25 protein-coding genes are annotated in these 25,279 nt (G+C 42.8%); 14 read left to right on the top strand and 11 right to left on the bottom strand.

Annotated elements, in window-relative coordinates; translation table 11 throughout:
* Nucleotides 1-2,781, bottom strand: coding sequence for a TonB-dependent receptor (locus AAFN85_RS18895; protein WP_347529170.1), 2,781 nt, complete (start codon nucleotides 2,779-2,781; stop codon nucleotides 1-3).
* 68 nt (nucleotides 2,782-2,849) lie between these two features.
* On the bottom strand, nucleotides 2,850-3,584 hold the full coding sequence (locus tag AAFN85_RS18890) for a hypothetical protein (protein ID WP_347529169.1): 735 nt from the start codon (nucleotides 3,582-3,584) through the stop codon (nucleotides 2,850-2,852).
* 289 nt (nucleotides 3,585-3,873) lie between these two features.
* Here AAFN85_RS18890 and AAFN85_RS18885 point away from each other — a divergent pair, with 289 nt between their 5' ends.
* From AAFN85_RS18885 to AAFN85_RS18870, 4 genes are all read left to right on the top strand, one after another.
* Nucleotides 3,874-4,170, top strand: coding sequence for a hypothetical protein (locus AAFN85_RS18885; RefSeq protein WP_347529168.1), 297 nt, complete (start codon nucleotides 3,874-3,876; stop codon nucleotides 4,168-4,170).
* Between the two features lie 56 nt (nucleotides 4,171-4,226).
* Nucleotides 4,227-4,868 (top strand): hypothetical protein, encoded by a 642-nt coding sequence (locus AAFN85_RS18880; RefSeq protein WP_347529167.1) that lies wholly within the window; start codon nucleotides 4,227-4,229, stop codon nucleotides 4,866-4,868.
* A gap of 12 nt (nucleotides 4,869-4,880) precedes the next feature.
* Nucleotides 4,881-5,201, top strand: coding sequence for a hypothetical protein (locus tag AAFN85_RS18875; RefSeq protein WP_347529166.1), 321 nt, complete (start codon nucleotides 4,881-4,883; stop codon nucleotides 5,199-5,201).
* A gap of 177 nt (nucleotides 5,202-5,378) precedes the next feature.
* Complete coding sequence (locus tag AAFN85_RS18870; RefSeq protein WP_347529165.1) at nucleotides 5,379-6,023, top strand: hypothetical protein; 645 nt, start codon at nucleotides 5,379-5,381, stop codon at nucleotides 6,021-6,023.
* A 104-nt stretch (nucleotides 6,024-6,127) separates the two neighbouring features.
* On the opposite strand, the gene infB is transcribed toward AAFN85_RS18870, so the two are convergent.
* The 4 genes from infB to AAFN85_RS18850 form a co-directional block, all read right to left on the bottom strand.
* The gene (infB, locus tag AAFN85_RS18865) at nucleotides 6,128-9,253 is read right to left on the bottom strand and encodes a translation initiation factor IF-2 (protein ID WP_347529164.1); all 3,126 of its coding nucleotides are present in this window, start codon (nucleotides 9,251-9,253) and stop codon (nucleotides 6,128-6,130) included.
* A 66-nt stretch (nucleotides 9,254-9,319) separates the two neighbouring features.
* Nucleotides 9,320-10,555: a transcription termination factor NusA gene (gene nusA / locus AAFN85_RS18860; protein ID WP_347529163.1), complete on the bottom strand. Its 1,236-nt coding sequence runs from the start codon at nucleotides 10,553-10,555 to the stop codon at nucleotides 9,320-9,322.
* 3 nt (nucleotides 10,556-10,558) lie between these two features.
* Nucleotides 10,559-11,023 carry a ribosome assembly cofactor RimP gene (rimP, locus tag AAFN85_RS18855; RefSeq protein WP_347529162.1) on the bottom strand — a complete coding sequence of 155 codons (465 nt, stop codon included), beginning with the start codon at nucleotides 11,021-11,023 and terminating at the stop codon, nucleotides 10,559-10,561.
* Nucleotides 11,024-11,149: 126 nt separating this feature from the next.
* Nucleotides 11,150-11,572, bottom strand: a complete 423-nt coding sequence (locus AAFN85_RS18850; protein WP_347529161.1) for a hypothetical protein — start codon at nucleotides 11,570-11,572, stop codon at nucleotides 11,150-11,152.
* A gap of 66 nt (nucleotides 11,573-11,638) precedes the next feature.
* Between AAFN85_RS18850 and AAFN85_RS18845 the strand changes: the two genes are divergently transcribed.
* From AAFN85_RS18845 to AAFN85_RS18835, 3 genes are all read left to right on the top strand, one after another.
* A complete protein-coding gene (locus tag AAFN85_RS18845) occupies nucleotides 11,639-12,244 on the top strand; it encodes a murein L,D-transpeptidase catalytic domain-containing protein (RefSeq protein WP_347529160.1) in 606 nt (201 codons plus the stop codon).
* A 261-nt stretch (nucleotides 12,245-12,505) separates the two neighbouring features.
* Nucleotides 12,506-13,087, top strand: a complete 582-nt coding sequence (locus tag AAFN85_RS18840; protein WP_347529159.1) for a Crp/Fnr family transcriptional regulator — start codon at nucleotides 12,506-12,508, stop codon at nucleotides 13,085-13,087.
* Nucleotides 13,088-13,159: 72 nt separating this feature from the next.
* A complete protein-coding gene (locus AAFN85_RS18835; RefSeq protein ID WP_347529158.1) occupies nucleotides 13,160-14,056 on the top strand; it encodes an SDR family oxidoreductase in 897 nt (298 codons plus the stop codon).
* 320 nt (nucleotides 14,057-14,376) lie between these two features.
* On the opposite strand, the gene AAFN85_RS18830 is transcribed toward AAFN85_RS18835, so the two are convergent.
* A complete protein-coding gene (locus tag AAFN85_RS18830; RefSeq protein ID WP_347529157.1) occupies nucleotides 14,377-14,937 on the bottom strand; it encodes a suppressor of fused domain protein in 561 nt (186 codons plus the stop codon).
* 6 nt (nucleotides 14,938-14,943) lie between these two features.
* Nucleotides 14,944-17,304, bottom strand: coding sequence for a prolyl oligopeptidase family serine peptidase (locus AAFN85_RS18825; protein ID WP_347529156.1), 2,361 nt, complete (start codon nucleotides 17,302-17,304; stop codon nucleotides 14,944-14,946).
* A 70-nt stretch (nucleotides 17,305-17,374) separates the two neighbouring features.
* On the opposite strand from AAFN85_RS18825, the gene AAFN85_RS18820 reads away from it, so the two are divergent.
* From AAFN85_RS18820 to AAFN85_RS18810, 3 genes are read left to right on the top strand one after another with little or no spacing between them, the layout of a single operon-like run.
* Nucleotides 17,375-17,902 carry a GNAT family protein gene (locus AAFN85_RS18820; protein WP_347529155.1) on the top strand — a complete coding sequence of 176 codons (528 nt, stop codon included), beginning with the start codon at nucleotides 17,375-17,377 and terminating at the stop codon, nucleotides 17,900-17,902.
* A gap of 5 nt (nucleotides 17,903-17,907) precedes the next feature.
* A complete protein-coding gene (locus AAFN85_RS18815) occupies nucleotides 17,908-18,489 on the top strand; it encodes a zeta toxin family protein (RefSeq protein ID WP_347529154.1) in 582 nt (193 codons plus the stop codon).
* A complete protein-coding gene (locus AAFN85_RS18810) occupies nucleotides 18,476-18,667 on the top strand; it encodes a hypothetical protein (RefSeq protein WP_347529153.1) in 192 nt (63 codons plus the stop codon). Before AAFN85_RS18815 ends, AAFN85_RS18810 begins: the two co-directional genes overlap by 14 nt.
* Here AAFN85_RS18810 and AAFN85_RS18805 read toward each other — a convergent pair whose 3' ends face one another.
* Together AAFN85_RS18805 and pepT are read right to left on the bottom strand one after the other, a co-directional pair.
* Nucleotides 18,668-19,162, bottom strand: a complete 495-nt coding sequence (locus AAFN85_RS18805; RefSeq protein WP_347529152.1) for a GNAT family N-acetyltransferase — start codon at nucleotides 19,160-19,162, stop codon at nucleotides 18,668-18,670.
* A gap of 79 nt (nucleotides 19,163-19,241) precedes the next feature.
* The gene (pepT, locus tag AAFN85_RS18800) at nucleotides 19,242-20,492 is read right to left on the bottom strand and encodes a peptidase T (RefSeq protein WP_347529151.1); all 1,251 of its coding nucleotides are present in this window, start codon (nucleotides 20,490-20,492) and stop codon (nucleotides 19,242-19,244) included.
* 81 nt (nucleotides 20,493-20,573) lie between these two features.
* On the opposite strand from pepT, the gene AAFN85_RS18795 reads away from it, so the two are divergent.
* From AAFN85_RS18795 to AAFN85_RS18780, 4 genes are all read left to right on the top strand, one after another.
* Entirely contained in the window at nucleotides 20,574-21,311 is a 738-nt protein-coding gene (locus tag AAFN85_RS18795; RefSeq protein WP_347529150.1) for a hypothetical protein, read from the top strand.
* Nucleotides 21,311-21,664, top strand: coding sequence for an MmcQ/YjbR family DNA-binding protein (locus AAFN85_RS18790; RefSeq protein WP_347529149.1), 354 nt, complete (start codon nucleotides 21,311-21,313; stop codon nucleotides 21,662-21,664). The genes AAFN85_RS18795 and AAFN85_RS18790 overlap by 1 nt, the downstream gene beginning before the upstream one ends.
* A 231-nt stretch (nucleotides 21,665-21,895) precedes the next feature.
* Nucleotides 21,896-23,641: a M14 family zinc carboxypeptidase gene (locus AAFN85_RS18785; protein WP_347529148.1), complete on the top strand. Its 1,746-nt coding sequence runs from the start codon at nucleotides 21,896-21,898 to the stop codon at nucleotides 23,639-23,641.
* Complete coding sequence (locus tag AAFN85_RS18780; RefSeq protein WP_347529147.1) at nucleotides 23,642-24,274, top strand: rhomboid family intramembrane serine protease; 633 nt, start codon at nucleotides 23,642-23,644, stop codon at nucleotides 24,272-24,274.
* On the opposite strand, the gene AAFN85_RS18775 is transcribed toward AAFN85_RS18780, so the two are convergent.
* Nucleotides 24,240-25,247 (bottom strand): hypothetical protein, encoded by a 1,008-nt coding sequence (locus AAFN85_RS18775; RefSeq protein ID WP_347529146.1) that lies wholly within the window; start codon nucleotides 25,245-25,247, stop codon nucleotides 24,240-24,242. The genes AAFN85_RS18780 and AAFN85_RS18775 overlap by 35 nt on opposite strands.
* Between the last annotated feature and the right edge of the window lie 32 nt (nucleotides 25,248-25,279).

The following is a 25,279-nucleotide window of genomic DNA, read 5'->3' as shown; positions in this document are numbered from 1 at the left end:
TTAAAACCTGATATTGTAATTTATAAATGGTATTGGTTTGGCAAATATGGATAGCTTATACCCGGTAATTACGCCACCCTCCTGGGTAAAATAGGTTGAGTACGCGTTTTGCCTGCCGGTTAAGTTGTACACGCCTATGGTGAACGAATTGTGGGTTAGCTGGTGCACTTTATGGTTCCCTTCAATATTCATCGAAAAATCTGAGCGGAAATAATCGGGGATGCGGTATTGGTTCCTATCGGAGTAAAATACCCTTTCCGAACCACCGTACTCATACTTGGCAATAGGTAATGTTATTGGCCTGCCGGTGCTGTAGGTAAGGTTTAATGAAACGCTAAATCTGTGCGAAAACCTGTAATTACCTATAAAATTAAAATCGTGCGGCTTATCAAAATTTGCAGGATAATATGCGCCCCCGTTTATCATTTCGCCCGCATTCGGGTCGTTTTGCCTCAGGAAAGTGCGAGAGTAAGTGTAGCTGATCCAGCCATTAGCCTTTCCTGTTGCTTTTTTAACTAAAAGCTCAATGCCATAAGCTTTTCCTTCGGTGCCGATAACATCGGTTTCTATGTGATGGTTCAGCACCAGGTTGGCACCACTTTTATAATCAAGGTAATCTCTCAGGCGTTTGTAGTAAACTTCTACCGATGTTTCTATCGTGTTTGATTTTAGGTTATGATATAAACCCAATGATACCTGATCGCCGTATTGAGGTTTAATGTTTGGATCACTAAGCTGCCATACATCGGTAGGTGCAATGGCCGTTGTGTTTGATAATAAGTGGATGTATTGGCGCAACGTATTGTAGCCGCCTTTTATCGAAGTATTATCACCTACCTGGTACCTTGCTGAAACCCTGATCTCGGGGCCGGAATATGTTTTGATAAATTTACCTTTAGCGTAATTAGTGCTATCTAAAAAGTTTGAGCTTGTTTTAGGCAGGTTAGGGGCATAATTATAAACCGTTTGCGGTCCTAAGTAATTATACAGCGAGTAACGCACGCCGCCGCTAATTGAAAAATCTTCAGTAACATCAAACTTATCGCCTAAATAGGCCGCGCTCTCCAGCGCCTGCTGCGTTGCAACTACATCTGGCGCTACTAACGATTGCGGACTGTTTGGCTGAAAATTACCAGGATGCAGAGTATAATAAATAGAGCTTACCCCAAAATCGATGGTGTTTTTACGATCATGATAAAAGGTAAAATCGGCCTTGAAGTTTTTTTGGTTAACATCGAAGTTAAGTTTGTAGGCATTTACCGGGTTTACTGTGCTGCCAATATCATATTGGTACCTATCAATACCTGCCGTAATAACGCTGAACAGCTTGTTGTTAAAATTATGCTTCCACTTTAGGTTGATGTTTTTATTGCTGTAGCCGTACGACGTATCGCTGTTAAGTTTAAACTTATCCCTACTGAGGTAGGTGGTTAAATACAAACTGTTTTTATCGTTAAACTGATGAACGATATCGAGGTTTACATCATAAAACGACGCCTGGCTATGCTTATATGCCTCGGGCAGCAATTTCAGTAACCAATCTGAATAAGTGGTACGTCCGCCGAATGAGAACGAGGTTTTATCTTTAATGATCGGCCCTTCAACATTCAGCCTGCTGGTGATCAAACCAATCCCTGCCGAACCGGTAAACTTCTTTTTATTACCCTCGCGGTTGGTAACATCCAGTACCGACGATAAACGACCGCCAAACCTTTCGGGGATGCTGCTTTTGTATAGCTCAATATCCTTAACAATATCCGGGTTGAACGACGAAAAGAAACCAAAAAAGTGCGATGGGTTATAAATGGTAGCATCGTTCATCAAAATAAGGTTTTGATCGGCCGAACCACCGCGTACGTTGAAACCGGTTGTGGCCTCGCCAACAGATTGTACACCTGGCAGGGTTAATACTACCCTTAATATATCAGCCTCGCCAAATACGGTAGGCACCTGTTTTATACTTTTAATATCAAGTTTGTTAACACCCAACTGCACGTTGCGCACGTTTGCCACCTTTTCGGCCGAGATCTTCACCTCTTTCAAACTGGTAACCTGTTCTTTCATCTCAATGATGATCTTACCGTCAGAATATAAAACAATTTGCCTGCGGGTATCGCGCATGCCAATGCCCCTGATACTTAATATCTGGCGGCCTTTAGGCAACTTAATGGTGAAATATCCAAACTGATCTGTAGCTACCCCGGTTTTAGTATTGGTAACATAAATGCTGGCCCCAACTACAGATTCGCCGGATTTTGCTTCCTTTACATAACCCGAAAGGGTAGCGGTACCAGCCTCGATGGTGTTTGTTTTTATGCCAATTTCATACAGTTTGTTTTCTGTAGTGGCTTCCGGGATCTTTTTATCCTTGTCGGTAAGGGCATTATCGGCCTCGGCAGATGTTACACTTGTATTGGCCGTGGTGGCATTTGCCTGGGTAATATCAAAATAACCAATAGCCAAACCGGTTTGTATTTCGCGGCCCTTTGTTAAAAAAACCTGCTGCTTGGTTATCGCATATTTAAAATCGGTGCCTTTAAAAGCGAGGCTAAGTACAGTTTCGAGCGGTTTATTGTTAACTTGAACTGTCACCTTTAGGCTATCAAACTGGCTGGGATCGTAAAAAAAATGATATCCCGATTTAGTTTCCAGCTCGGTAACAAACTGATCAATAGTAGCCTGTTGAAAGTTTACGCTTATTAATTTTACGTTACCCTGCTGCGCATGGGCAAGCTTTAATAAAATCAAAAAGCAGAAACTTAAAAAGTAAATTTTTTTCATCCGGGGTGGTTAATTTTTTCTTGTATCAATACGCGTAAAACCGGTATCGGCAGGCACCATTTCGGGCTTTAGTTATTAAGTTGATCGTAATATTTAACAATGGCGGTCATTGATGCTTCGGGATCGCTCCTGTAATCAATATTGTTGGCTTTTATAAACTGGTTCAGTTCTTTTTTCCTGTCTTTAAGTAAGGAAAGCAAAGCGCCTTTTCCGCCAAACGAGATGTAATCGTTCCCTCTTTTAAGATAATAATCACGGGTTTCGGAAAAGAAACTCTCCAGCGTATTGGTGCCGGTAGTGGTTTGGATGGTTTTTGCGCGTTTTGCAAAAAGCTGTACATGTTTACCATTAAACAGCTCATCATAAAAACCGGTAGCTACTTTTTTGGTACCGGTCAATGAATCGGCATTGATGCGCACAAATGAATGTCCAAGCAGGGAAAAATCAGAGATCCGCTCGTTGATCAGTGATATTTTGGTAAAGTTGTTATACAATAAAATAACAACAATCTCTTTATTCAAATCGTACATCATGGGTACGTTATCATAATAAGCCCCATCGTAATTTACACGTCCGGGTTTAAAGGTGTTAACATCAAAAATATATGCGTTGCCTTTTATGGTAGGAGGATAAAACTCGTACTCGGTACCATTGTACAGGTACGATTGTTTGCCTATAGCCTTGTTGTAACCGGCAATTACCTGGTTAAAACCTGTGCTATCCGCAGCCATTTGAGCGAATACCTGGTTACTTGCGATAATGCTCCAGGCGATGACTAAGGTTAGGATAATTTTTTTTGTCATTCAATCAGTCATAAAAAATGGAATTTACATGACTTTTAGGTAATAAGGAAATAAGTGTCGGTAAAAGTTGTATTAATTATGTTACAGGGCAATAACCAGGTCACATTCCTTAAAACATTACGCATAGAGTTTACTATATGTAACAGTATATTCCATAATCTTTTTGATACTTTTTAATGATACCGTAACTTGAACCCCGATCATCGCATAGCCAATGTGCGCGTTTTTACAAAAATAATTATAGATAAGCCTTAAGTACAAGCAACAATGACAAACCCCGGAAAGACGAATGAAAGCCTTTAAAAAGTTAATATTGTGTTTTACATTGGCAATACTCGCCTTTCTTTATTATGTAAATAGAAGTTCTTACATCACAAAATATGAGTGGAAGTATGACGGAGGGAGTCATATAGGTGATTTTCTCACTTTTGATACTCAAAGTTATTTTCATTTAGAGGGACGTACCGTTTTTCTCGGTAAAAAGAAAATAGGTGAACTGTATCTTTGTATTGGTTACTATATGATCACTAAATCTGAACCTTCAAATAAGCTGGGGCTTTACGCCCGAAAAGGAAATGGGAATTGACAGCATTACGGCAATGGCCAGCTTGCAAATCATTACAAAAACCTTAAATCTATCAAATGTTTAATTTATTTAACAGAAAAAGAAAGCGACGCCCTGTTGAAAAATGGGAAATGCAACTCCTTTCTAATACCATACAGAAACTTCCGGCTGATTTTCATTCGCTTTTGGAACAGGTACATAAAAACCTATTTCGTTTTGCATTGATTGGTTATAGCAAAGATTTTCCTGATTATGTAGCCCTTTCATTTAATCCGGATGTGATAAACGATTTTGAAAACAACAGGGGGCTTGATTTTCAAATCACGAATATCCGGGTTTTTGATAGCCCGAACCTAAAAAGCAAACTATTCACAATTTTCATCTCCAGCGATGTAATTTGCGGATACAAGTTAGTGGGTGCCGATGATATTAAAATTGACGTAAATAACATCGATGTAAGTAATTACACCTTACAAAAAAAGGACAACCCCGACTACGATAAAGTAAAATCCTTACTAAAAGATGAAGATCTGGAGCTTGTAAATCCAGGACAAGTATATGAAGTACCCTTAGATGGAAAATTGTATTACCACCTGATGGATACTGAAGATGGTGACTTTGTGGGAATTGATACAGACGGGATAATTTACCATATCACCCATGATCCCTATAAAATTACGCCTATAAATAATAGCTTAATAAACTACCTTAACCTTTAACAAATCAATTACATGAGCAATGATGACTCCCGAAAATATGCGCTTATAATAGCCGCCATAATGATCATACTCTGTACTATTTGGATTTACTATTCTGGTCAAAAACAAAAACAAGAATTAAGTAATGGAGCCTATGTTAAAGCACATATAGTTCAAAAAGAACGAGGAAGAAGTGTTACTATGATTTATGTAGAATATAAATATCATAATAAAACTTATCAAAGTGATTTTACTACAACCGAAGATACATTCCAGGTTCACGAAGAGGTTCTATTGAAAATTTCCCGCTCTGATCCGGAAGGGTATCTTAAATTTATCTGTAAGGTTAGATGAATTTATTTGGGAGGGGTTTATATATAAGTTGGCCGTAAGCTTCGTACTTGTTGTTTTTTAGTAGAAGCAGTCACGATTACGTTATTTCACAAGCCCTTCGCTGCATACTCGTGGCGAATGGGTGCATCCAGCAAGTATAAAAATCCGCCAATTAAAGTAAACATGTAAGACCGTAAAATGGAGAAAAACAAGCTCAAAATTAATTTACTTGAGAAGTTAAACCCTTTTTTCAAAGATCTTAACTTCTCCTTAAATAAAAGTGTATGTGAATTTACTGAGAGACGCAGATGGGGATGGAATAAATTTCATTTGATTTTTTTAGATAGACAATACGGATGGGAAATCAACTTAGGGATGCTTATAAGGTATCATCTTGTTGAAGATATATATCATAAAGCATCCTATTATGAAGCAAAATATCATAAAACCACCCCAACTATTGGAATTAGCATTGAGAAATTCATCAATGATGGGAAAGATTATAAATGTTATTTAAGTTCGGAAGATGATATAGATATATGTGTCAATTATATAAAAACGTTATTCATTAAAACAGCGGTTCCCTTCTATGAAAAATATGATAATTTAGAAAACCTTGAGGGGGCAATAAATATAGAAAATGAGGCAAGTATTTTTTCGGGACTGAAATATGAAGGTAATGTGGGTCTTATACTTGCCAAAATCGTCCAAAACCCCAATTATGATCTCTTGTTGGAGAAATATCATAAATACTATAAAAATCTTAACGATGGATTTTATCTGCCGGAATTTGAAATGTTAGTTAAGGTGTTAGATTCTTCTTCTTTTACAAATAAATCTTAGCGCCAAGCCGGTGCGCGCGCACCGCACGTTCCCTCTTGAATATAGCCTAATAAAAAAGGGCCTATCTTTTCAGATAAGCCCTTCAATATTTATACGCTAATTACTTATGCCAACTTGCGTTTTACTTCCACGTTTTCGTAAGCTTCAACAATGTCGCCTACTTCAATGTTGTTAAAGTTATTGATGTTCAAACCGCACTCGTAACCCTGGCTTACTTCTTTCACATCGTCTTTATAACGTTTCAGTGAAGCAAGTTCGCCGGTGTAAATTACCACACCATCACGCACAATGCGGATCTTGCTGTTACGGTTAATTTTACCATCAAGTACCATACAACCTGCAATAGTACCAACTTTACTGATCTTGAAGGTTTCGCGGATCTCAACGTTAGCCACAATTTTCTCTTCAAAGGTTGGCGCAAGCATACCTTCCATTGCCGCTTTGATCTCGTTGATCGCATCGTAGATGATCGAGTACAGCCTGATATCAATCTGCTCGGCTTCGGCCAGTTTACGTGCACCTGTTGATGGGCGTACCTGGAAACCGATGATGATCGCGTCTGATGCTGATGCCAGCAATACGTCTGATTCGGAGATCTGACCTACCGCTTTCGAGATCACGTTCACCTGGATCTGCTCGGTAGATAGTTTCAACAACGAATCTGACAAGGCCTCGATCGAACCATCCACGTCACCTTTAACAATGATGTTAAGTTCCTTAAAGTTACCAACTGCCAACCTGCGGCCGATCTCATCAAGCGTGATGTGTTTCTGGGTACGTAAGCCCTGCTCACGTTGTAATTGTAAACGTTTGTTGGCAATTTCACGTGCTTCAACTTCGCTTTCAAGCGAGTTAAATTTATCGCCCGCGGTTGGTGCACCCTGCATACCTAACACCTGTACCGGTGTTGATGGGCCTGCAGATTCTACACGCTGGCCACGCTCGTTGGTTAACGCTTTTACACGCCCGCTGTAGCAGCCTGCCAATATCGGGTCACCCACTTTTAAGCGGCCGGCCTGTACCAATACTGTAGTTACAATACCACGGCCTTTATCTAAAGCAGCCTCAATAACAGTACCTACGGCACGTTTGTTAGGGTTAGCTTTAAGCTCAAGGATCTCTGCTTCAAGCAATACTTTTTCCAATAACAGATCAACATTTAAGCCGGTTTTGGCCGAAATTTCCTGCGATTGGTATTTACCGCCCCACTCTTCAACCAAAATATTCATGGCCGATAATTGTTCCCTTACCTTATCGGCATTGGCACCCGGCTTATCAATTTTGTTAAAGGCGAAGATGATCGGTGCGCCTGCAGCCTGCGCGTGGTTTATCGCCTCGCGGGTTTGTGGCATCACGCTATCGTCGGCAGCTATCACTATAATAACTATATCCGTAACCTGTGCACCCCTTGCACGCATAGCGGTAAACGCTTCGTGACCCGGTGTATCCAGGAAGGTGATCTTTCCTTTGTTTTCTGGCAATGTTACCTCGTATGCACCAATGTGCTGGGTAATACCACCCGCCTCGCCGCCAATTACGTTGGTTTTGCGGATAAAATCCAGCAATGAAGTTTTACCGTGGTCAACGTGACCCATAATGGTTACGATAGGGGCACGTGCCACCAGATCGGCCGGATCATCGGGTTGATCAAGGTTGGCTTCCTCATCCTGTGGTTTCACAAATTCAACCTGGTAGCCAAACTCGTCGGCTACGATAGAAAGTGTTTCGGCATCAAGCCTTTGGTTAATGGATACGAACATACCCAGGCTCATACAGGTTGAAATGATCTGCGTTACAGACACATCCATCATGCTGGCCAATTCGTTGGCTGTTACGAACTCGGTAACCTTCAATACTTTTGATTGAAGTTCCTGCTCCATTGCCAGTTCTTCGGCACTTGCGGCAACATCATCACGTTTTTGACGACGGAATTTAGCACGTTGCGCAAATTTACCAGACTTACCTGCGCCGCTTAAGCGTGCAAGTGTAGCCTTGATCTGGTCTTGTATATCTTTTTCTGAAGGTTCTTCCTTCGGACCTGTGTTTTGAGGAGGATTGTTACGGTTGTTCCTGAAATCCGGACGGTTACCACCACCATGATGACCACCACCACCGTGATGACCGCCACCCTGACCAGGTGCACTGTTACCAGGCGCGCCGTGTGTACGGTTCCTGAAATCCGGGCGGTTAGGATTTATAGTACCACCACCGCTTGGCTGCTGGCCTTGCTGATGATTGCCACCACCGCCTTGCTGGCCTTGAGGATGGTTACCACCACCTTGTTGCGGATTGCCGTGATTATCTTTACGCTTGCGTTTGCGTTTATTGTCGGCCTGGTTATTATTAGCGTTTGATGAAGCTACCGGGTTACGTTTTGGCGCGTTAACAGGTAACTGGATCTTTCCAATAATATTCGGACCGGTTAAACGCTCGGCTTTAGCGCGGATCACGTCTGGTTCCTGGTTGTCATCGGCTGCTGCCGTTGTTTCGGCAGGGGCAGCCGGAGTTACAGGTGGCGCAGCCACTGGTGCTTTCTCAGCAACAGGAGCAGCTACAGGCGCTTTAGGCTCTTCAGCTTTAGGAGCTTCAACAACAGGTTCAGGCGCTTTAGGTGTTTCAACCTTTGGCGGCTCTGGTACTGCTACCGGTTTTGGCGCTTCAACTTTTGGCTCAACAGGGGCCGGTGCAGGCGCTGCTGCAACAGGCTCGGGCTGTTTAACAACTTCCACTGGTTTTTCCGCAGGTTTTTCGGCCTGTGGCTGTGGTTTAGCATTCAGGTTGTTAAGATCTATTTTACCAATAACCTTAACACCAGGTAATACGTCATTGCGCTCATCAGAACGTGCAGGCGCTTGTGCAGCCGGAGCTACAGGCTCAGCCGGTTTAGGTTTTTCAACCTGAGGCTGTGCAAATTGACCTGCGTTCTTGATCAGTATCTCTTCGTTCTCAAAATCGCGCGAACGGCGGTTCTCAACCGGCTTTTCAGGAATCTGTGCAGCAGGCTCTTCTTTCCTTATCTTTCCGATACTGATCTGCTTAGCTTCCTCCTTAATACTTTTGTCAACAGCAAATTCCTTCAACAGGGCGCTGTACATATCGTTATCCAGCTTGGCCATAGGATGCTTGTCAACCTTGTATCCTTTGGTTGCTAAATAATCGACAAGGGTACCCATGCCAATGTTCAGTTCTTTTACTGCTTTAATTAATTTTATGGATTTGTCTTCTGACATTTATTATTACTTACTTTCTCTGCTTATTCGGGTGCAAAAATACGATTTTAATTTTGCTTATTATGATTATTCAAACTCTGCACTCAATATTGATAACACTTCTTTTACAGTTTCTTCCTCTAAATCGGTACGTTTAACCAATTCACCTACGGTTAAGGCTAAAACTGACTTGGCGGTATCTAAACCAATACGTTTAAATTCGTCAAGGATCCAGCTATCAATTTCGTCTGAAAATTCTTCAATGTCCACGTCTTCATCATGCTCATCAGCCTCACGGTAAACATCAATTTCGTATCCTGTCAATTTTCCTGCCAGTTTAATATTGTGCCCACCTCTGCCGATCGCTAACGAAACCTGGTCGGGTTTCAGGTACACCGCCGCTGTTTTTTTCTCATCATCTAATTTAATAGAAGTGATTTTTGCAGGCGATAATGCACGCTGAATATATAATTGAACGTTGTTGGTAAAGTTGATCACGTCGATATTCTCGTTTTTCAACTCACGAACGATACCATGAATCCTCGAACCTTTCATACCTACGCAGGCACCAACCGGATCGATACGGTCATCGTATGATTCTACAGCAACTTTTGCCCTCTCGCCTGGTTCGCGAACAATTTTCTTGATAGTGATCAAACCATCAAAAATCTCCGGAACTTCAAGTTCAAACAAACGCTGTAAAAACTCAGGCGCTGTACGTGAAATGATGATTTTCGGGTTGCTGTTCAGCATATCTACCTTATGTACAACAGCTTTTACGCTATCGCCTTTTTTGTAGTAGTCGGCCGGGATCTGCTCTGTTTTTGGCAGCAACAGCTCGTTACCTTCATCATCAAGCACCAAAGTTTCTTTTTTCCAAACCTGGTAAACCTCGCCGGTAACAATTTCACCTACTCGGTCTTTATATTTTTTGAAGATCTCGTCTTTCTCTAATTCTAAAATTTTAGATACCAAAGTTTGGCGGGCAGCTAAAATAGCACGACGACCAAAGCTCTCTAAAGTGATCTGTTCGATATAATCGTCGCCCACTTCAAGGTCGGCATCATAAAGGTGAGCTTCGGCCAGTTCGATCTCCAGGTCATCATCCTCGCTAAAGCCATCTTCCATTACCTTACGTGTGCGCCAAATCTCCAAGTCACCGTTGTCGGTGTTCACAATTACGTCGCAATTTTCGTCCGTACCGTATTTTTTTCTGATCATGCTTCTGAAAACGTCTTCCAGAACGCTCATCATGGTAGGGCGGTCAATGTTCTTGAAATCTTTAAATTCCTGAAAAGAATCAATTAAATTAATATTGCTCATTTTTTACTTAAATGATATTAAAACCTTTGTTTCTGTTATTTGATCAAACGGGATCACGCTTTCAACAACCTGCGCTTTTTTCCCTTTTTCTTTTACTGTTTCTTCAATAGTGATGGCATCTTCGGTAAGGCTGCTTAATACACCTTCGCGTTTTGCACCATCTTTCATTTTTATGCCGAGGTTACGCCCTACATTTTTGGCGTACTGCCTTGGCGACGACAGCGGAAAATCAATACCCGGCGATGAAACCTCCAGGTTATAAGCTGTTTCGATCACGTTTTCTTCTTCCAGATGGAAACCTACGTGCCTGCTTACCTTTACGCAATCATCAATACCGATACCATTATCGCCATCAAGCAGAATGATCAGCTTGCCGTTACTGTGCATTTTAATGTCAACAATAAACAAGTCTGGCTTATCTGCTAATTTCTCTTCTACCAGTTCTTTTACCCTTTTTTCAATATTCATTACCCACCGGTGTTTTTGACAGAATAATTTTGATTGATAAAATAAAAGAGGGGACTAATTGCCCCCTCTTTTATTAACGGTTGCAAATATAATCAAAAATATTAAATTTTCAAGCAAATAGGTAGTTTATGGCTTAAAAATCAAATCGCTATAGTGTAAAGCACCGGGTTTACTACGGCTTTTTATCAAATCGGTAAGGGTTGTGCCTTTATCGAAATCATAGTAACGCAAAAAATAGCTTTGCTGTGTGGCGAAAGCGGTATCGGGCGTAAAAACAATCACATTGTTACTTACGGTGTAGCATCCGGGTTGCACAGGTTGCAGGTTTTTCAGATCGGTATCTGCAGGCATACGGTAAACAAGCATCAATGCCTGCCAGGCCTCCGTGGATGAATCTCGGGCGATATCATTAATAACTGCTGCATCAAAACCTTTTATTTGTAATGCTTTTTTATTGTTGATGAGCCTGATGGATATGACGCGGCTATCGGGTTTTGACGAACAGCCGAATATCATCAGAACCAATAAAATTGAAATGAAAATTTTCATGCACCAAGATACCTTTATTGTAATAAAAACCCGTTTTTTAGGTTTACAAATCAAAACCTGTTACAATTGAAATCTAAATCTTTTTTCCTGCTGATATGCCTGATAGCCTGTTGTTTTAAGCTTAATGCTGCTACACCCGGGTTAAATCTTGATCGCCTTAAAGCAAAAGCCAAACAAAGCCTTGCTTTTTGCAGGCAGCGAGGCTACAATACCCGCTATTGCATTTTGATTGATATGAGCCTGCCTTCGGGCGTTAAGCGCTTTGCTGTTTGGGATTTTAAGAAAAATGATACACTGCTAACCGGCCTGGTAAGTCACGGCTGCGGCCGGAACCCATGGAGTGGGGTATGGTCGAAAGATAAGCCGGAGTTTAGTAACCTGGATGGGAGTCATTGTACCGCACTGGGTAAATATGAAATAGATGGCCGGGCTTACAGCGCCTGGGGCATCCATGTAAAATATTATTTAACTGGGTTGGAAAGTACCAATAACAATGCGCTGGCGAGGCAGATCGTTTTCCACTCATGGGAACAGGTGCCCGAGATGGAGGTTTATCCTAATGGTACACCGGAGGGCTGGGGCTGCCCAGCTATTTCGAATAATACGATGAAGGTTGTGGATGCTTTGTTGAGGAAGCAGGGGAAGCATGTTTTGATGTGGATTTTCCAATAGAGTAATTGCTGGCCAGAAAGCATGTAGGCGTGGAGACACGCCCACCCGGAAAATAAACATGGCGCAGAATCGACTCACCCGGTCTACGCTTCGCTGGACCACCCTCTCTCCGGCAAGCCGCAAAGAGGGTAGGAAAAGAAAAAACAAAAAAATCCCCTCTTTACGCGAAGCGTAGAGAGGGGTGGCGAGCGTAGCGAAGTCGGGGTGAGTAAATAGCCCGTTTGCACTTCCTCCTCATCTTCCGTATTTTTGATATTACCGATGAAAGAAATTTTCGAAAATTATCTCCACCAACATACCCAGCTCTCTGATGAAGAGATGAGGCAGATCATTGATCTTGCCACAACACAGAAACTAAAACGAAACGAAGCCCTGCTTACTGCCGGTGAGGTATGCAGGCAAAAGATCTTCGTAGCCAACGGAATATTAAGAAACTACGCTATTAAAGAAGACGGCAGCGAACATATCCTCCAATTCTCGCCCGAAAGCAGCTGGACTTTAGATGTTGAAAGCTACGATAGTCAGCAACCTGCAAAGTATAATATTGCCGCTATTGAACCAAGTGAAGTATTACTGTGGAATAAAACAGATTTTGATAAACTGATTGCCAGTCTGCCGCAATTTAAAATGCATTCACAACAGTTGATCTCACGTAATATTTACAACAGCCGCCAGCGTATTTTAACAGCCTTAAGCGGCACACCCGAAGAAAAGTATGAGGACTTTGTAAAAACCTATCCAACGCTTTTATCCCGTTTACCTTTGCGAATGATAGCCGATTACATGGGCGTATCTATCAAAACCCTTACCCGCCTTAGGCACGATCAGTTACAGCGATTTTAAATCATGGTCAAATGACCTCGTTTTTGGCACCATTTTAGGGCAATTTTGTAGCTCACAAATTTTAATTGACCTATGCGTGTATTTGTTACAGGAGCTTCGGGATTCGTAGGCTCTGCAATTGTTAAAGAATTATTATCGGCCGGACATGAGGTGTTGGGCATGGTTCGCTCGGATGCCGGTGCCGAAAAAGTGGCCGCCTTAGGTGCCGAAGTGCACCATGGCGATCTGTACGATCTGGAAAGTATTAAAAGCGGTGTTGCCGTTTGCGATGCCGTGATCCACACTGCTTTCAACCACGATTTTTCAAAATTTAAGGATAACTGCGAAACCGACAGGCAGGTTGTAGAAGCCATGGCCTCGGTACTGGAAGGCAGCGACCGTCCCTTAGTGGTTACTACCGGCATCGGCTTATTTAGCGGCTTAAACCATAAAGTAACCGAGGATGAAAAGCCACCGGTTGGATCGGACGTAGTAGCCCGCATGGCATCTGAAGAAGCCGTACGCGCCGCCCAGGCTAAAGGCGTAAATGCCTACACGTTAAGGCTGCCACCAACCACCCACGATGCCGGCGACCATGGTTTTGTACCGATGATCATCAATATGGCAAAAGAAAAAGGCGTTTCGGCCTACATTAACGAGGGCGCTAACCTTTGGCCGGCCGTCCACCGCCAGGATGCAGCAGTATTGTACCGTTTGATAGTTGAGCAAAAGCCAGCGCTAAGAAACTACCATGCCGTTGCCGAAGAAGGTATCCCTTTTAAAGAAATAGCAACCGCCATTGGCGAAGGCTTAAACCTGCCGGTTGAAAGCAAAACAGGAGATGATGTAGCGGCTCACTTTACCTGGTTCACCCATTTTGCCAGTATGAATTGTGAAGCTTCATCAGCTAAAACCAGCGAGGTTACAGGTTGGAAACCTACGCATATCGGTTTGATGGAAGATTTGCAGATTGGAGGGTATTTTAATTAAACTAAAAAATAAAAGGGATGCATTCGCCAATGGCAAATGCATCCCCTTTTACTATAATGATGTCATTGCGAGGAGGTACGACGAAGCAATCGCACGGAAGCAGAGCGGCCCTGTATAGCATGCGATTGCCACGCTACGCTACCCATGACAAGTTTAAAATGGGTGTCATGCTGAGTCTGTCGAAGCATGGTGGGTAGGGCCTCTGCGCGCTACTCTTCGACAAGCTCAGAGTGACCGGCCCGCCCGAAAATGTCATATCTCCTTCAGAGGCCTCGGCTTCTACTCACTAGCAATGACATGTTTTTTACCTGGCCCGTTTGCTATACAACACTCTCCCTTTCAGGATCAAGATAATTGAAGCCTTTTTGTTCAAATTTCTCTTCAAGGGCTTCTATACCGTATTCCATTTTATATTCCCGCTCCTGCAACGTTATGGGAATAAGCCAATAGCAGGCTATAGCTTTATTCCCATTTCCCGGATCCAGTAACTCCAACTTCGGCCCATCAAGATATGGCAGCGAGATCAAACCATAACTACACACCGAAGCCCCTTGCCATGGCCCGCCAAAATCAACCGTATGATTTAAGCCGAGATTGTTTTCAGTACTATGATAATAAGCCGCCGCGGTTAACAATTCCAATATCGACTCATCCTGAACAGCAGAAAACATATGCAGCTCTAACGGAGTTTTATGGGTAAAGGTCGACATGCCAACAGTAGCATAAGTCCACATTTTTCGCGTTTCTGTCGGCCTAAACTCCCAAATAGAAAGATTGTCGCCAAGCTCATTTATAGGGCCTTTATTCCACTTTCTCTTTTCAAAACCATCTCCCCAAATTGAAGCGTAATGGGCCTTTATCAAACTGTTGTAAGCATCCATATTGACTTACTTCTTCAGTGTCCCCTCAAACAATTTATAAATCCGTTTATACTCATCAGCCCAACTACTTGGCTGTTCAAAACCATGATCCTCTACCGGGTATGAAGCCAGCTCCCAATTCTCTTTATGCAGTTCGATTAATTTTTGAGTTAGCCGGATAATATCCTGGTAGTTCACATTCTGATCTATCATACCATGCAGCATCAGCAGGTTGCCTTTTAAACCATTGGCAAAATAAATAGGCGAGCTTTTGCGGTAAGCCTGCTCATCGGTAAAAGGTTCGTTCAGGATGTTGGAGGTGTATTCATGATTATAGTGTGCCCAATCGGTAACTGAACGGATAGCACCGCCGGCTGAGAAAACATCAGGCTCGGTAAACATAGCCATCAGCGTGATAAAGCCACCGTATGATCCGCCGTAAAGGCCCACGTGTTTAGGGTTAACGCCATATTTATCAACCAGTAGTTTCACACCGTCCACCTGGTCGGTTAGGTCGCGGCCTCCCATGTGGCGGTAAATGCCTGTGCGGAAGTCACGGCCATAGCCTGCACTCGCGGTGTAATCGATATCCAAAACGGTGTAACCATTATCAGCCAGCATGTTGTTAAACATATACTCGCGGAAGTAATAGCTCCAGGAGTAAGTTACGTTTTGCAGGTAGCCAGCTCCATGTACAAACACCACAGCCGGTTTTGCCGGGTCTGCTTTTTTAGGCTGATATAAGCGTGCGTAAACATCTGCACCATAGCGGTTTTTAAAGCTGATGATCTCAGGATCTCGCCATGGGTACGACAGGTATTCGGCCGAAACTGAATTGGTTATTTTCACGGCTTTTGCACCAGGCTTGTTAGCCTGAATATATAATTCCCACGGACGATTTGAGTAGGAGTAGCGAATAGCAAGCCACTTTTCATCTGGCGAAAGCGTTACCTCATTTCCACCTTTCATCCCTGTAATTTTAACCGGTGTTCCGCCCGTAACCGGGATGCTGTAGAAATGCGTAATACCGGGATGATCGATATTGGCAGTAAAATAAAATGTTTTTTTATCGTTGCTCAACTGCAATGTTTGAACTTCCCATTTACCACTGGTGAGTTGTTTTTTAGCGCCACTCTCCACATCTACCACATAAATGTGCGAGTAGCCGCTGGCCTCGCTTTGGTAATAAAAATGGGTAGCATCAATAAAGCCTGCATTGCCAGGGTTATCAATACCCGGCCCACCAACCCATGCCTCATCGCGCTGGCGATCGAGTATGCTTAGTTTACCGCTTACAGGATCGAGGCGCATGATCCAACAATCTTTATTATCCTGAGATGAAATGATCACCACCGCATTGCTCCCGCTTTCATTCCATAACACACCATCAATGGTTACGGGCCTGTCGGCGTTTTGCTTTTGGCGTTCTTTTAGTTCATCGGGATAATCTTTCAGGTAGTCAGGCAGGTCTTTTATTCCCGGAATATCTGAGGTAATGATAGGATAATAAGCTTCGCGGCGTTTATCGTAAACAAAAGTTTCGGATGCAGAAGAAGCGCGGCCAACTTTCGATCGGTTAGGGATATCCTCGGTAAAGCCCGAAGCAGTTACATAATTAGGCACAATGGCATTTTGCACACCATCGGCACGTTTGGTAAGCCTGTAGGTAATAAACCTACCGTCAGGACTGTTCTTTACCCCACTTATGCGTTTATCGCCGGTTACAATTTCTTTTAGCTTTTCGGGTTTCAGCAATTCGGTTTGGATCGAATCTTTCTTTTCTTCTTTAGCCTGCTCTTTAATAATATCAAACAGTTCCAGCTGCTGCTTTTTAAGCCATTGCTCCTGCTCGTTGGGGTTATCCTTGCTTTTTTTATCAGTTGCCGTTCGCACAAAGTTGGTAAGCTGTATCAATTGGCCAGTTTTCAGGCTGATGGCGAATAGGTTATTATCCTCGCGGTAAATGATCTTGGTTTCATCGCCGCTAAAAGCCGGGGCGGTTTCTTGCGCTACGGTATTGGTGAGGCGGGTGGTTTTGTTAGTTTTTATATCGAATAAAAATAAGTCACCGTTTTTGCTGAATATTTTTTGGCTGTGCTTTTTGTTCCAGTCGCCGTTGTCGGTGCTAAGGGCTCGCTGTTCGGTAATGCTTACTTTTTGCGCCCGGTTATCGGCAGGGGCTACCGAATACAACGCCGTATTGCCTGATGCATTCTCATCCCATTTAAAATAGATCTTTTTACTATCATCGGCCCATTTAATGTTAGAGGGAGATACGCCGATCCATTTTGGGTCGCGCATAATTTTTTCGATAGTGAGGGTATCCAGTTTTTGGGCAAAGGAAGTTGCCGCCGGCAATAGCAGCATGAGGCCTAACAGTTTTTTCATATCAACTTAAAACGTGCAATTTAATAGTTTAGGCAATCATTACTATTTTTAAGCAGTTTATTGTTACAAAATGATATTACAGGGCGAAGATTTTTTATTACGGGAATGGCAAACGGGCGATGAAGCATCACTACAAAAACATGCTAACAACCCCAAAGTACCCCTGTTTTTGCGCGACAGGTTCCCGCACCCATATACTTTTGATGATGCCAAATTCTGGATCAACCTGGCCCAAAACCAACCACAGCTCACCAATTTCGCTATTATCGTTAACGGTGAATCCTGCGGCGGTATTGGCATTGAGCTCATGAACGGCGAAAGCCGCATAACTGCCGAAATTGGCTACTGGCTTGGTGAAGAACATTGGGGAAAAGGCCTAATGGCTGAAGCCGTTAAATTGATAACAAAATATGCCTTTGAGTATTTCCCTCTGGAACGTTTAGAGGCGGGCGTTTATGATAAAAACACAGCCTCAATGCGGGTGCTTGAAAAGGCGGGGTTCGTTAAGGAGGCTATACTGCGGCGTTCTGTTATTAAAAATGATGAGGTGATGGATAAGCATTTATATGCTATTTTTAGGGAGAGTTATATTAAATAGGAAGTATGCCGAATTTATATATCATAGCAGGGTGCAATGGTGCGGGTAAAACAACGGCGAGTTATACCGTTTTGCCAGAATTGCTTAATTGCAAAGAGTTTGTTAATGCTGATAATATTGCAGCGGGGCTTTCGCCATTTGATCCCGAAAGCGTAGCTCTCGAAGCTGGGAGGATTATGCTTCAGCGCATTGAAGAGTTATTAAATCGCGGTGTTGATTTTGCACTTGAAACAACGCTTGCAACCCGCAGTTATGTCTCATTAGTTAAGCGGGCTCAAGCAAAAGGATATGAGGTTACATTATTGTTTTTCTGGCTAAGCTCTCCACAAATAGCAATGGAACGGGTTGCTACCCGAGTTAGCGAAGGAGGGCACAATATTCCCATTGATGTGATTGAACGTAGGTATTACAGAGGGATAAAAAATTTAATATCTTTGTATATACCTCTTTGTAAAACATGGCTCGTTATAAAGAACATGAATACCGGACCGGAGGTGGTGGCGAAAGGTTTAAAAGCTTCAGAAACCTCTATAATAAAACCCGATGTTTGGAAGTTAATTGTTAATCAGGCAAATGAAAACAAATAATATGGATATAAATGAATTAGAAGCAAAAGTGCTTAAAGGCATGAATATAGCCATAAGGAAATTGGTCGAATCATCTGCGGAAAAAGGCAAAAGTTTAATCATTGGCGAAATTGACGGCAGCTTCAAAGCCGTTCCCGCCAAAGATCTTTTAAAAACCCTGCCACCCAAAGAAGCTTAATTAAAGCTCCTTCCGCATTACGTAATCATTCATCCAGTATTCTCCTATCGGGATATCCTCTTCATAGGCTATAACAAAGCCCATTTTTTCATAAAATGATTTGGCGTTGTTGTATTTGTTCACATTAAGTTCCAACACTGTTTTTCCCGCTTCAACAGTTTTATCAGCAACGGCATTGATCAATATTTTACCATAACCTTTGCCCTGTGTTTCGGGTAGGCAGTATAGTTTATGCAACTTGTATATTTCGGCGTCTTCTTCGCGGGGCGAATAAGCGGCAAAAGCTACCGGACGGCCATCCTCTTCTAATAACAAAAAAGCTTGCAGGTTTTCGGCAATTTGTTTGGAGATCTTTTCTTCCGAATAGATCTCGCCCAGCATAAATTCTATCTGCGCTTTTTCTAAAATCGGGCCGTAGGTTACCCACCAGGTTTTATCGGCTATCTCGCGGATGATTTCCACATCGTTTACTGTAGCTGTGCGTATGGTGTACATTTCTTTTGTTTTAGTTTTAAGTCAGAAGTCTTTAGTTCGAAGTCAAAGAAAGAAACAACTAAAGACTTCCGACTTCAAATTAACTTCTTTCTTCCCAGATCATGCAAAGGTGTAGTATGGTCTCCACTGCTTTTTGCATATCCTGTATTGATACCCATTCGTGCCTTCCGTGAAAAGCGTGCTCACCGGCAAAAATATTAGGGCAGGGCAGGCCCATAAATGAAAGTCTCGAGCCATCGGTACCACCGCGGATGCTACACAGTTTAGCGGTAAGCCCGGTACGGTTGATGGCCTCCATGGCGTAATCTACAATTTGTGGGTTTTGATCGAGCACGCCTTTCATATTGCGGTATTGCTGACTCACCGCGATATCATAGCTCGAACCCGGAAATTTCTTTAATACAGCATTAGCAGTTTTGCGGATCACATCTACATGCCCGGCCAATTTGGTCTCATCAAAATCGCGGATAATAAAATCTATCGACGCTGTTTCCACATGGCCTTCCATGCCTACCGGGTGTACAAAACCCTGCATGCCTTCAGTATGTTCGGGCGACAGATCATCGGGCAGGGTGGCAATGATCTGCCCTGCAATTTTAATGGCGCTTTCCATTTTGCCCTTAGCAAAACCGGGGTGCGAACTTACTCCCTGAATGGTAAGCCTTGCACCATCGGCAGAGAAAGTTTCGTTTTCCATGTTCCCGGCACTTTCGCCATCCATAGTATAGCCCGCAAATGCTCCTAATTTGGCAATATCAACATGATCAACCCCGTGGCCAACTTCCTCATCTGGCGTAAATAAGATCCTTATAGTACCATGCTTTATTTCGGGGTGATTGATCAACTGGTAACAGGCATCCATAATTTCGGCAACGCCGGCCTTGTTGTCAGCACCGAGCAGGGTGGTACCGCTGGCTGTGATCACATCATTGCCGATCTGATTTTTCAGATCGGGATGCTCGGCCATTTTTAGTACTTGGGTAGTATCATCAGGTAATATCAGATCCTGTCCCTGGTAATTTTTATGCACAATGGGTTTTACATCCTTGCCACTGCTATCGGGGGCGGTATCCATGTGCGAGCAGAAACAGATCACAGGCACATCTTTATCCGTATTGGATGGAATAGTGGCATATACATAGCCCCACTCATCTAAATGCGCGTCGCTAACACCTATGGCCAGCAGCTCATCAACCAGCAACCTACCCAGGTCTTTTTGTTTTTCTGTTGATGGAAATGTAACCGAAGTAGGGTCTGATTGCGTATCAATGGTAACGTAACGCAAAAAGCGTTCGGCTACAGTGAATGTAATAGATGAGCTGAAATTCATATAAAGCTATTATATTAGTAGCATAATAAGGCTTCCCGACCTAAACCGGAGCCAATTGTAAATATTGATTAAAATTATACATTGAAAAAATATTTTCTGCTTTTTGTTTTGGTTTCTGTCACGATGATGGCAAAAGCCCAGAGTGGTTTTAACTATTACGAATGGGGCGCGGGTTTCGGCGCAAGCTATGGCCGTGGTTTTGACGACCTTAACCGACAAGTTTGGCACCCAGGCGGAAGTTTAAACTTAACCTATAATTATAGCCCTTTCGTGCCAATGAGTCTTGAAGTTCAGTTTGGCACACTCGAAGGAGGCGGCCGTACTGAAAGCCAGGACCGATATGGACGTTATTCGAAAAACAATTTTAAAGCGCTTGTTTTACATGCCGACTTGCAGATGGGCGAAATAATTGACTACGATGACAGCTTTTTTTTAAACAGGATCAAAAATTTTTACATCGGTGCTGGTATTGGTGCTATATCAAATAACATGAAGGATATACAGCGTACAAACCTCTATTTATATAACGGTCCTAACACTTACGTTTTTCCTGGTAAAGATAAAAGTGTTAACCTGATGGTACCGATACGGTTTGGTTACGAATTTAAAATATATGATGATTACGACCAGGTAGGTTATACCATAACATTAGGCTATCAACACGCCTACACCTTTGGTGAAGGCCTTGATGGGTATAACGATAATACTCAAAAATTTAAAAACAACGTGCCTGATCAATTTGCCATGTTTACCCTCGGCTTTAAATATAACTTCGGCAACACGGTATCTTACACCAAATTGGTACGCAACTTCAGATAGTGAATATAGAGGACCTACGCGATTATTGCCTGCAAAAACCGGGCGCTACCGAAGGTTTTCCTTTTGGCGAGGATACACTTGTATTTAAAATTGCCGAAAAACTGTTCCTGCTCACCAACCTGCAAACCGGCGACAGGTTCAACGTAAAATGCGACCCGGAATTGGCCGTTGAACTGCGTGAACGTTATTCAGAAGTACAGCCCGGCTATCACATGAACAAAAAAATGTGGAATACGGTGTATATGAACGGCTCACTCACCCGTAAGCAGCTTTGCGAAATGATAGATCATTCGTATGATCAGGTAGTGAAAAGTTTACCGAAAAAAGTACAGGCGGAGATAGCGGCTTTGTGAGTTGACTCACCCCGTCATCGCTTCGCTCGACACCCCTTTCTACCTCGTAAAGAGGGGATTTGTTTTTTAAGATCTACTTTCCCTCCCTCTTTGCAGCTTGCTGTAGAGAGGGGCGGCCAGCGCAGCGTAGCCGGGGTGAGTAGATTATTCGCCATACCTCACCCCGTAAAATTCCCCTTACACCCAGCCGCTTTGCCATACTTAAAGTATATTTGAGCATTAAGCATTTCTATGAAGAGATTTTTATCAGCATTATTGGTTTGTTTTATCGCCCTGCAGGCTAAAGCTCAGCTTACTCCCTTTGAGCTAAGCAAGGATAAAAACTATACCGCCACTTACGCCCAGGTTATCGATTATTATCAAAAGCTCAATAAGCTTTATCCGCAGCAAATGCGGCTGATCAATTATGGCAGTACTGATGTTGGCAAACCTTTAACACTGATAGTGCTATCAAAAGATAAAGTATTTGATCCCGCTATCATCAAAAAGCAAAACAAACGCGTGCTGCTCATCAACAACGGCATCCACCCCGGCGAACCGGAAGGTATTGATGCCAGTATGATGCTGGTGCGCGATATGCTTAAAAATAACACCCTGCCAAAAGATGTGGTGATCTGCCTAATAGCCCTTTACAATATTGATGGCAGTCTTAACCGGGGCATGAGCCGTGTTAACCAGAACGGCCCATCTGCTTATGGTTTTAGAGGAAATTATCGCAACCTTGATCTGAACCGCGATTTTATTAAGGCCGATAGCCGTAACGCTTTAGCTTTTACACAGATCCTCACCACATGGAAACCTGAGATATTTCTGGATAACCATACCAGCGATGGTGCCGATTACCAGTATGTGATGACGCTGATAGAAACTCAAAAGGATAAGCAAAACCCAATCCTGGCAGATTATACTACCAAAACCCTCACGCCGTACCTGTACAGCAAAATGAAAAAGAGCGGGTATGAGATGATCCCATATGGTGCGGGCGAGGAAGGACTACCCGATTCGGGCATCGTGAGTTTTTTAGAAACACCGCGTTTTGCAACAGGTTTTACTGCTCAGCACAACATCATCAGCTACATTACCGAAACGCATATGCTTAAGCCGTTTGATAAGCGCGTGTATGCCACTTATGATTTTATGCAACACCTAATCGAGATCAACCAGCGCGATTCGAAGCTAATTGGCGAGTTAAAACGCAAGGCCGATGAAGAGGTAAGCAAACAAAAAACTTTTGCCTTAAGCTGGGCAGTTGATAACAGCAGGGTGGATACCATTACCTTTAAAGGGTATGAAGCCAAATACAAAACCAGCGAGGTAAGCGGCTTGCAGCGGCTATATTACGATCGCGATAAACCCTATACCAAAATTATCAAATATTTTAACAGCTATAAAGTAACCGCCACGGCCGATAAACCGGTGGCTTATGTAATTCCGCAGGCCTGGGGTAAAATTATTGATCTATTTAAACTGAATGGCGTACAGATGAAACAACTGGCACATGATACCACGCTTAAACTGCAGATGTATTACATTGCCGATTATAAAACTCCGCCTCGCCCTTTTGAAGGCCATTACCTGCACAGCGGTGTAAAGCTTAACCCGGTTGATATGCCTATTAAATTTTACAGCGGCGACTATGTGGTATATACTAATCAGCCAATTAACCGTTATATCGTGGAAACGTTGGAACCACAAGGTGTGGATTCGTTTTTTACCTGGAACTTTTTTGATTCGATGCTGGGCGAAAAGGAATATTTTTCGGATTATGTGTTTGAGGACATCGCTGCCGACTTGATCAAGAAAGATCCATCCATTAAACAAAAGCTGGAAGAGGCGAAAAAAGATGATCCCAAACTGGCACAAAGCGCCGAAGCGCAGTTGTTTTGGGTGTACCGCAATTCGCCTTATTTTGAAAAAACATTTTTACGTTACCCGGTGGGCCGTATACTAACTGATACCAAACTCGACCTTAAATAAATGGAATACCTTCAAACGGCCCCGGTGGCCTGTGTTATTTTTGTAATAAGTATTATTACCTCGCTGTTAGCTTTTTCAAATAACAACCTGTACAGCCGCATGATGCTGCACCCTTACACCGTTTCCCGGGGTAAGGATATCCATACCGTAATTACCAGCGGGCTGATCCATCGCGATTGGATGCACTTGTTTTTCAACATGCTGTCGTATTATTTCTTCGCGTTTAATCTTGAGCCGGTGATTGGGCATGCTCAATTTGGGATACTTTATGTACTAAGTTTAATATTAAGCGATATGCCAACTGTGGTTAAACATAAAGACGATTACAACTACTTTAGTCTCGGTGCTTCAGGAGCAGTGAGCGCTGTTATTTTCAGCACAATATTGTTTGCGCCATGGCAAACCATTATGATATTGCCAATCCCTATTCCTATTTGGTTTTGGGTGTTTGGCATTTTATACCTGGTGTATTGCCATTATGCCTCCAAATATTCGCGCGACAGGATCAACCATGATGCACACTTTTTTGGAGCGATAAGCGGACTGATGATCACTATTGTTTTTAACCACCACGTTTTAAGCGAGTTTATTCAGCAAATTATTTCTGAAGCCCCAGGCCGTTTGCATCTTTAAAACTGCCCTCGGCATCAAATAAAAAGCTCATTGGTTTTTCGGGGTTCTTGATGATCTCTAACAGCAGGAACCCCCAATTTTTCCAGAAGTTTTCTAATACCTGGCCGTAGGTCTTATTCATCCAATCGTCAAACAGTGGTTTGCTGCTGGTGCCGCGCAGGGGTAGTGCCTCTACAGAAATAGTATCACCTATGTTAAAAATATCATACTCGGGCAGGCGGTTAAACAGGTAGGCCGAGTAAAAAAAGCGGGCGTTCAGCTCTTCAAACTGGATGGGGTGAAGTATTTGATCGCCAATTTTATCTAAAGCTTCTTTATGGTAACGGGCGTTGGCACCATTATCCTGCAAGCAAATGATCATACCAAAATCGTTCACCCGTAAGCAGAAAGTCATGGTATTGATCTCATCGCGGTAGCCAAAAATATTCTCGGCATTATCTACCTTAAATAAAACAAGGCTATAAGGCTTAAAGCCATCAAACTCGATAGGTAAATTCAGGCTCTGCAACATCATGTGCAGATTATTGAATTTATGGATGATGGATTGCGAGATATTAAACTCTTCGCCCTGCGAATGCTGTAATTTGATCCCTGCCTGGATCTCATTAAAAATAATGCCGTACAATAATTTGCCCGCCCAAAGGAACAGCTTATCCTCATCTAAAGCCTTTACAGCTTCATATCCACCTTCAAAAGCTGCGGCAATTTCATTTTCTAAAGGCTCCAGGTATAATTCATTAACCTCGGCAGTGCATGGCAACTTCAGGTCTTTGTAGGTAGCCATGCTTTCATCAAGCAGTTTAAATGGCTTGTCTTCCAGTTCGTAACGGCTCATGAGCCATTGCGGAAAAACCTGGATGCGTTCTTCGGGCGAATTAAGGTTTTGCCCGGTGAGGAAGCATTTACTATTGCTGAAATTGAAATTAGTGAACGGTGAATAAATTTGTGCCGACATGGCGGCAAAGATAAGCACGATTTTGGTACTAAAATTTTAGCTTTGGTTTT

Origin of the sequence: Mucilaginibacter sp. CAU 1740, assembly GCF_039839285.1 — a bacterium.
Lineage (GTDB): Bacteria > Bacteroidota > Bacteroidia > Sphingobacteriales > Sphingobacteriaceae > Mucilaginibacter.
This window is presented reverse-complemented; position numbering and strand designations above follow the sequence as displayed.

Bases quoted from the DNA above. Each gene is read 5' to 3' on its own strand.
- AAFN85_RS18895 (WP_347529170.1), bottom strand. From the start codon at position 2,781: ATGAAAAAAATTTACTTTTTAAGTTTCTGCTTTTTGATTTTATTAAAG.
- AAFN85_RS18890 (WP_347529169.1), bottom strand. From the start codon at position 3,584: ATGACAAAAAAAATTATCCTAACCTTAGTCATCGCCTGGAGCATTATC.
- AAFN85_RS18885 (WP_347529168.1), top strand. From the start codon at position 3,874: ATGAAAGCCTTTAAAAAGTTAATATTGTGTTTTACATTGGCAATACTC.
- AAFN85_RS18880 (WP_347529167.1), top strand. From the start codon at position 4,227: ATGTTTAATTTATTTAACAGAAAAAGAAAGCGACGCCCTGTTGAAAAA.
- AAFN85_RS18875 (WP_347529166.1), top strand. From the start codon at position 4,881: ATGAGCAATGATGACTCCCGAAAATATGCGCTTATAATAGCCGCCATA.
- AAFN85_RS18870 (WP_347529165.1), top strand. From the start codon at position 5,379: ATGGAGAAAAACAAGCTCAAAATTAATTTACTTGAGAAGTTAAACCCT.
- infB (WP_347529164.1), bottom strand. From the start codon at position 9,253: ATGTCAGAAGACAAATCCATAAAATTAATTAAAGCAGTAAAAGAACTG.
- nusA (WP_347529163.1), bottom strand. From the start codon at position 10,555: ATGAGCAATATTAATTTAATTGATTCTTTTCAGGAATTTAAAGATTTC.
- rimP (WP_347529162.1), bottom strand. From the start codon at position 11,023: ATGAATATTGAAAAAAGGGTAAAAGAACTGGTAGAAGAGAAATTAGCA.
- AAFN85_RS18850 (WP_347529161.1), bottom strand. From the start codon at position 11,572: ATGAAAATTTTCATTTCAATTTTATTGGTTCTGATGATATTCGGCTGT.
- AAFN85_RS18840 (WP_347529159.1), top strand. From the start codon at position 12,506: ATGAAAGAAATTTTCGAAAATTATCTCCACCAACATACCCAGCTCTCT.
- AAFN85_RS18835 (WP_347529158.1), top strand. From the start codon at position 13,160: ATGCGTGTATTTGTTACAGGAGCTTCGGGATTCGTAGGCTCTGCAATT.
- AAFN85_RS18830 (WP_347529157.1), bottom strand. From the start codon at position 14,937: ATGGATGCTTACAACAGTTTGATAAAGGCCCATTACGCTTCAATTTGG.
- AAFN85_RS18825 (WP_347529156.1), bottom strand. From the start codon at position 17,304: ATGAAAAAACTGTTAGGCCTCATGCTGCTATTGCCGGCGGCAACTTCC.
- AAFN85_RS18820 (WP_347529155.1), top strand. From the start codon at position 17,375: ATGATATTACAGGGCGAAGATTTTTTATTACGGGAATGGCAAACGGGC.
- AAFN85_RS18815 (WP_347529154.1), top strand. From the start codon at position 17,908: ATGCCGAATTTATATATCATAGCAGGGTGCAATGGTGCGGGTAAAACA.
- AAFN85_RS18810 (WP_347529153.1), top strand. From the start codon at position 18,476: ATGAAAACAAATAATATGGATATAAATGAATTAGAAGCAAAAGTGCTT.
- AAFN85_RS18805 (WP_347529152.1), bottom strand. From the start codon at position 19,162: ATGTACACCATACGCACAGCTACAGTAAACGATGTGGAAATCATCCGC.
- pepT (WP_347529151.1), bottom strand. From the start codon at position 20,492: ATGAATTTCAGCTCATCTATTACATTCACTGTAGCCGAACGCTTTTTG.
- AAFN85_RS18785 (WP_347529148.1), top strand. From the start codon at position 21,896: ATGAAGAGATTTTTATCAGCATTATTGGTTTGTTTTATCGCCCTGCAG.
- AAFN85_RS18780 (WP_347529147.1), top strand. From the start codon at position 23,642: ATGGAATACCTTCAAACGGCCCCGGTGGCCTGTGTTATTTTTGTAATA.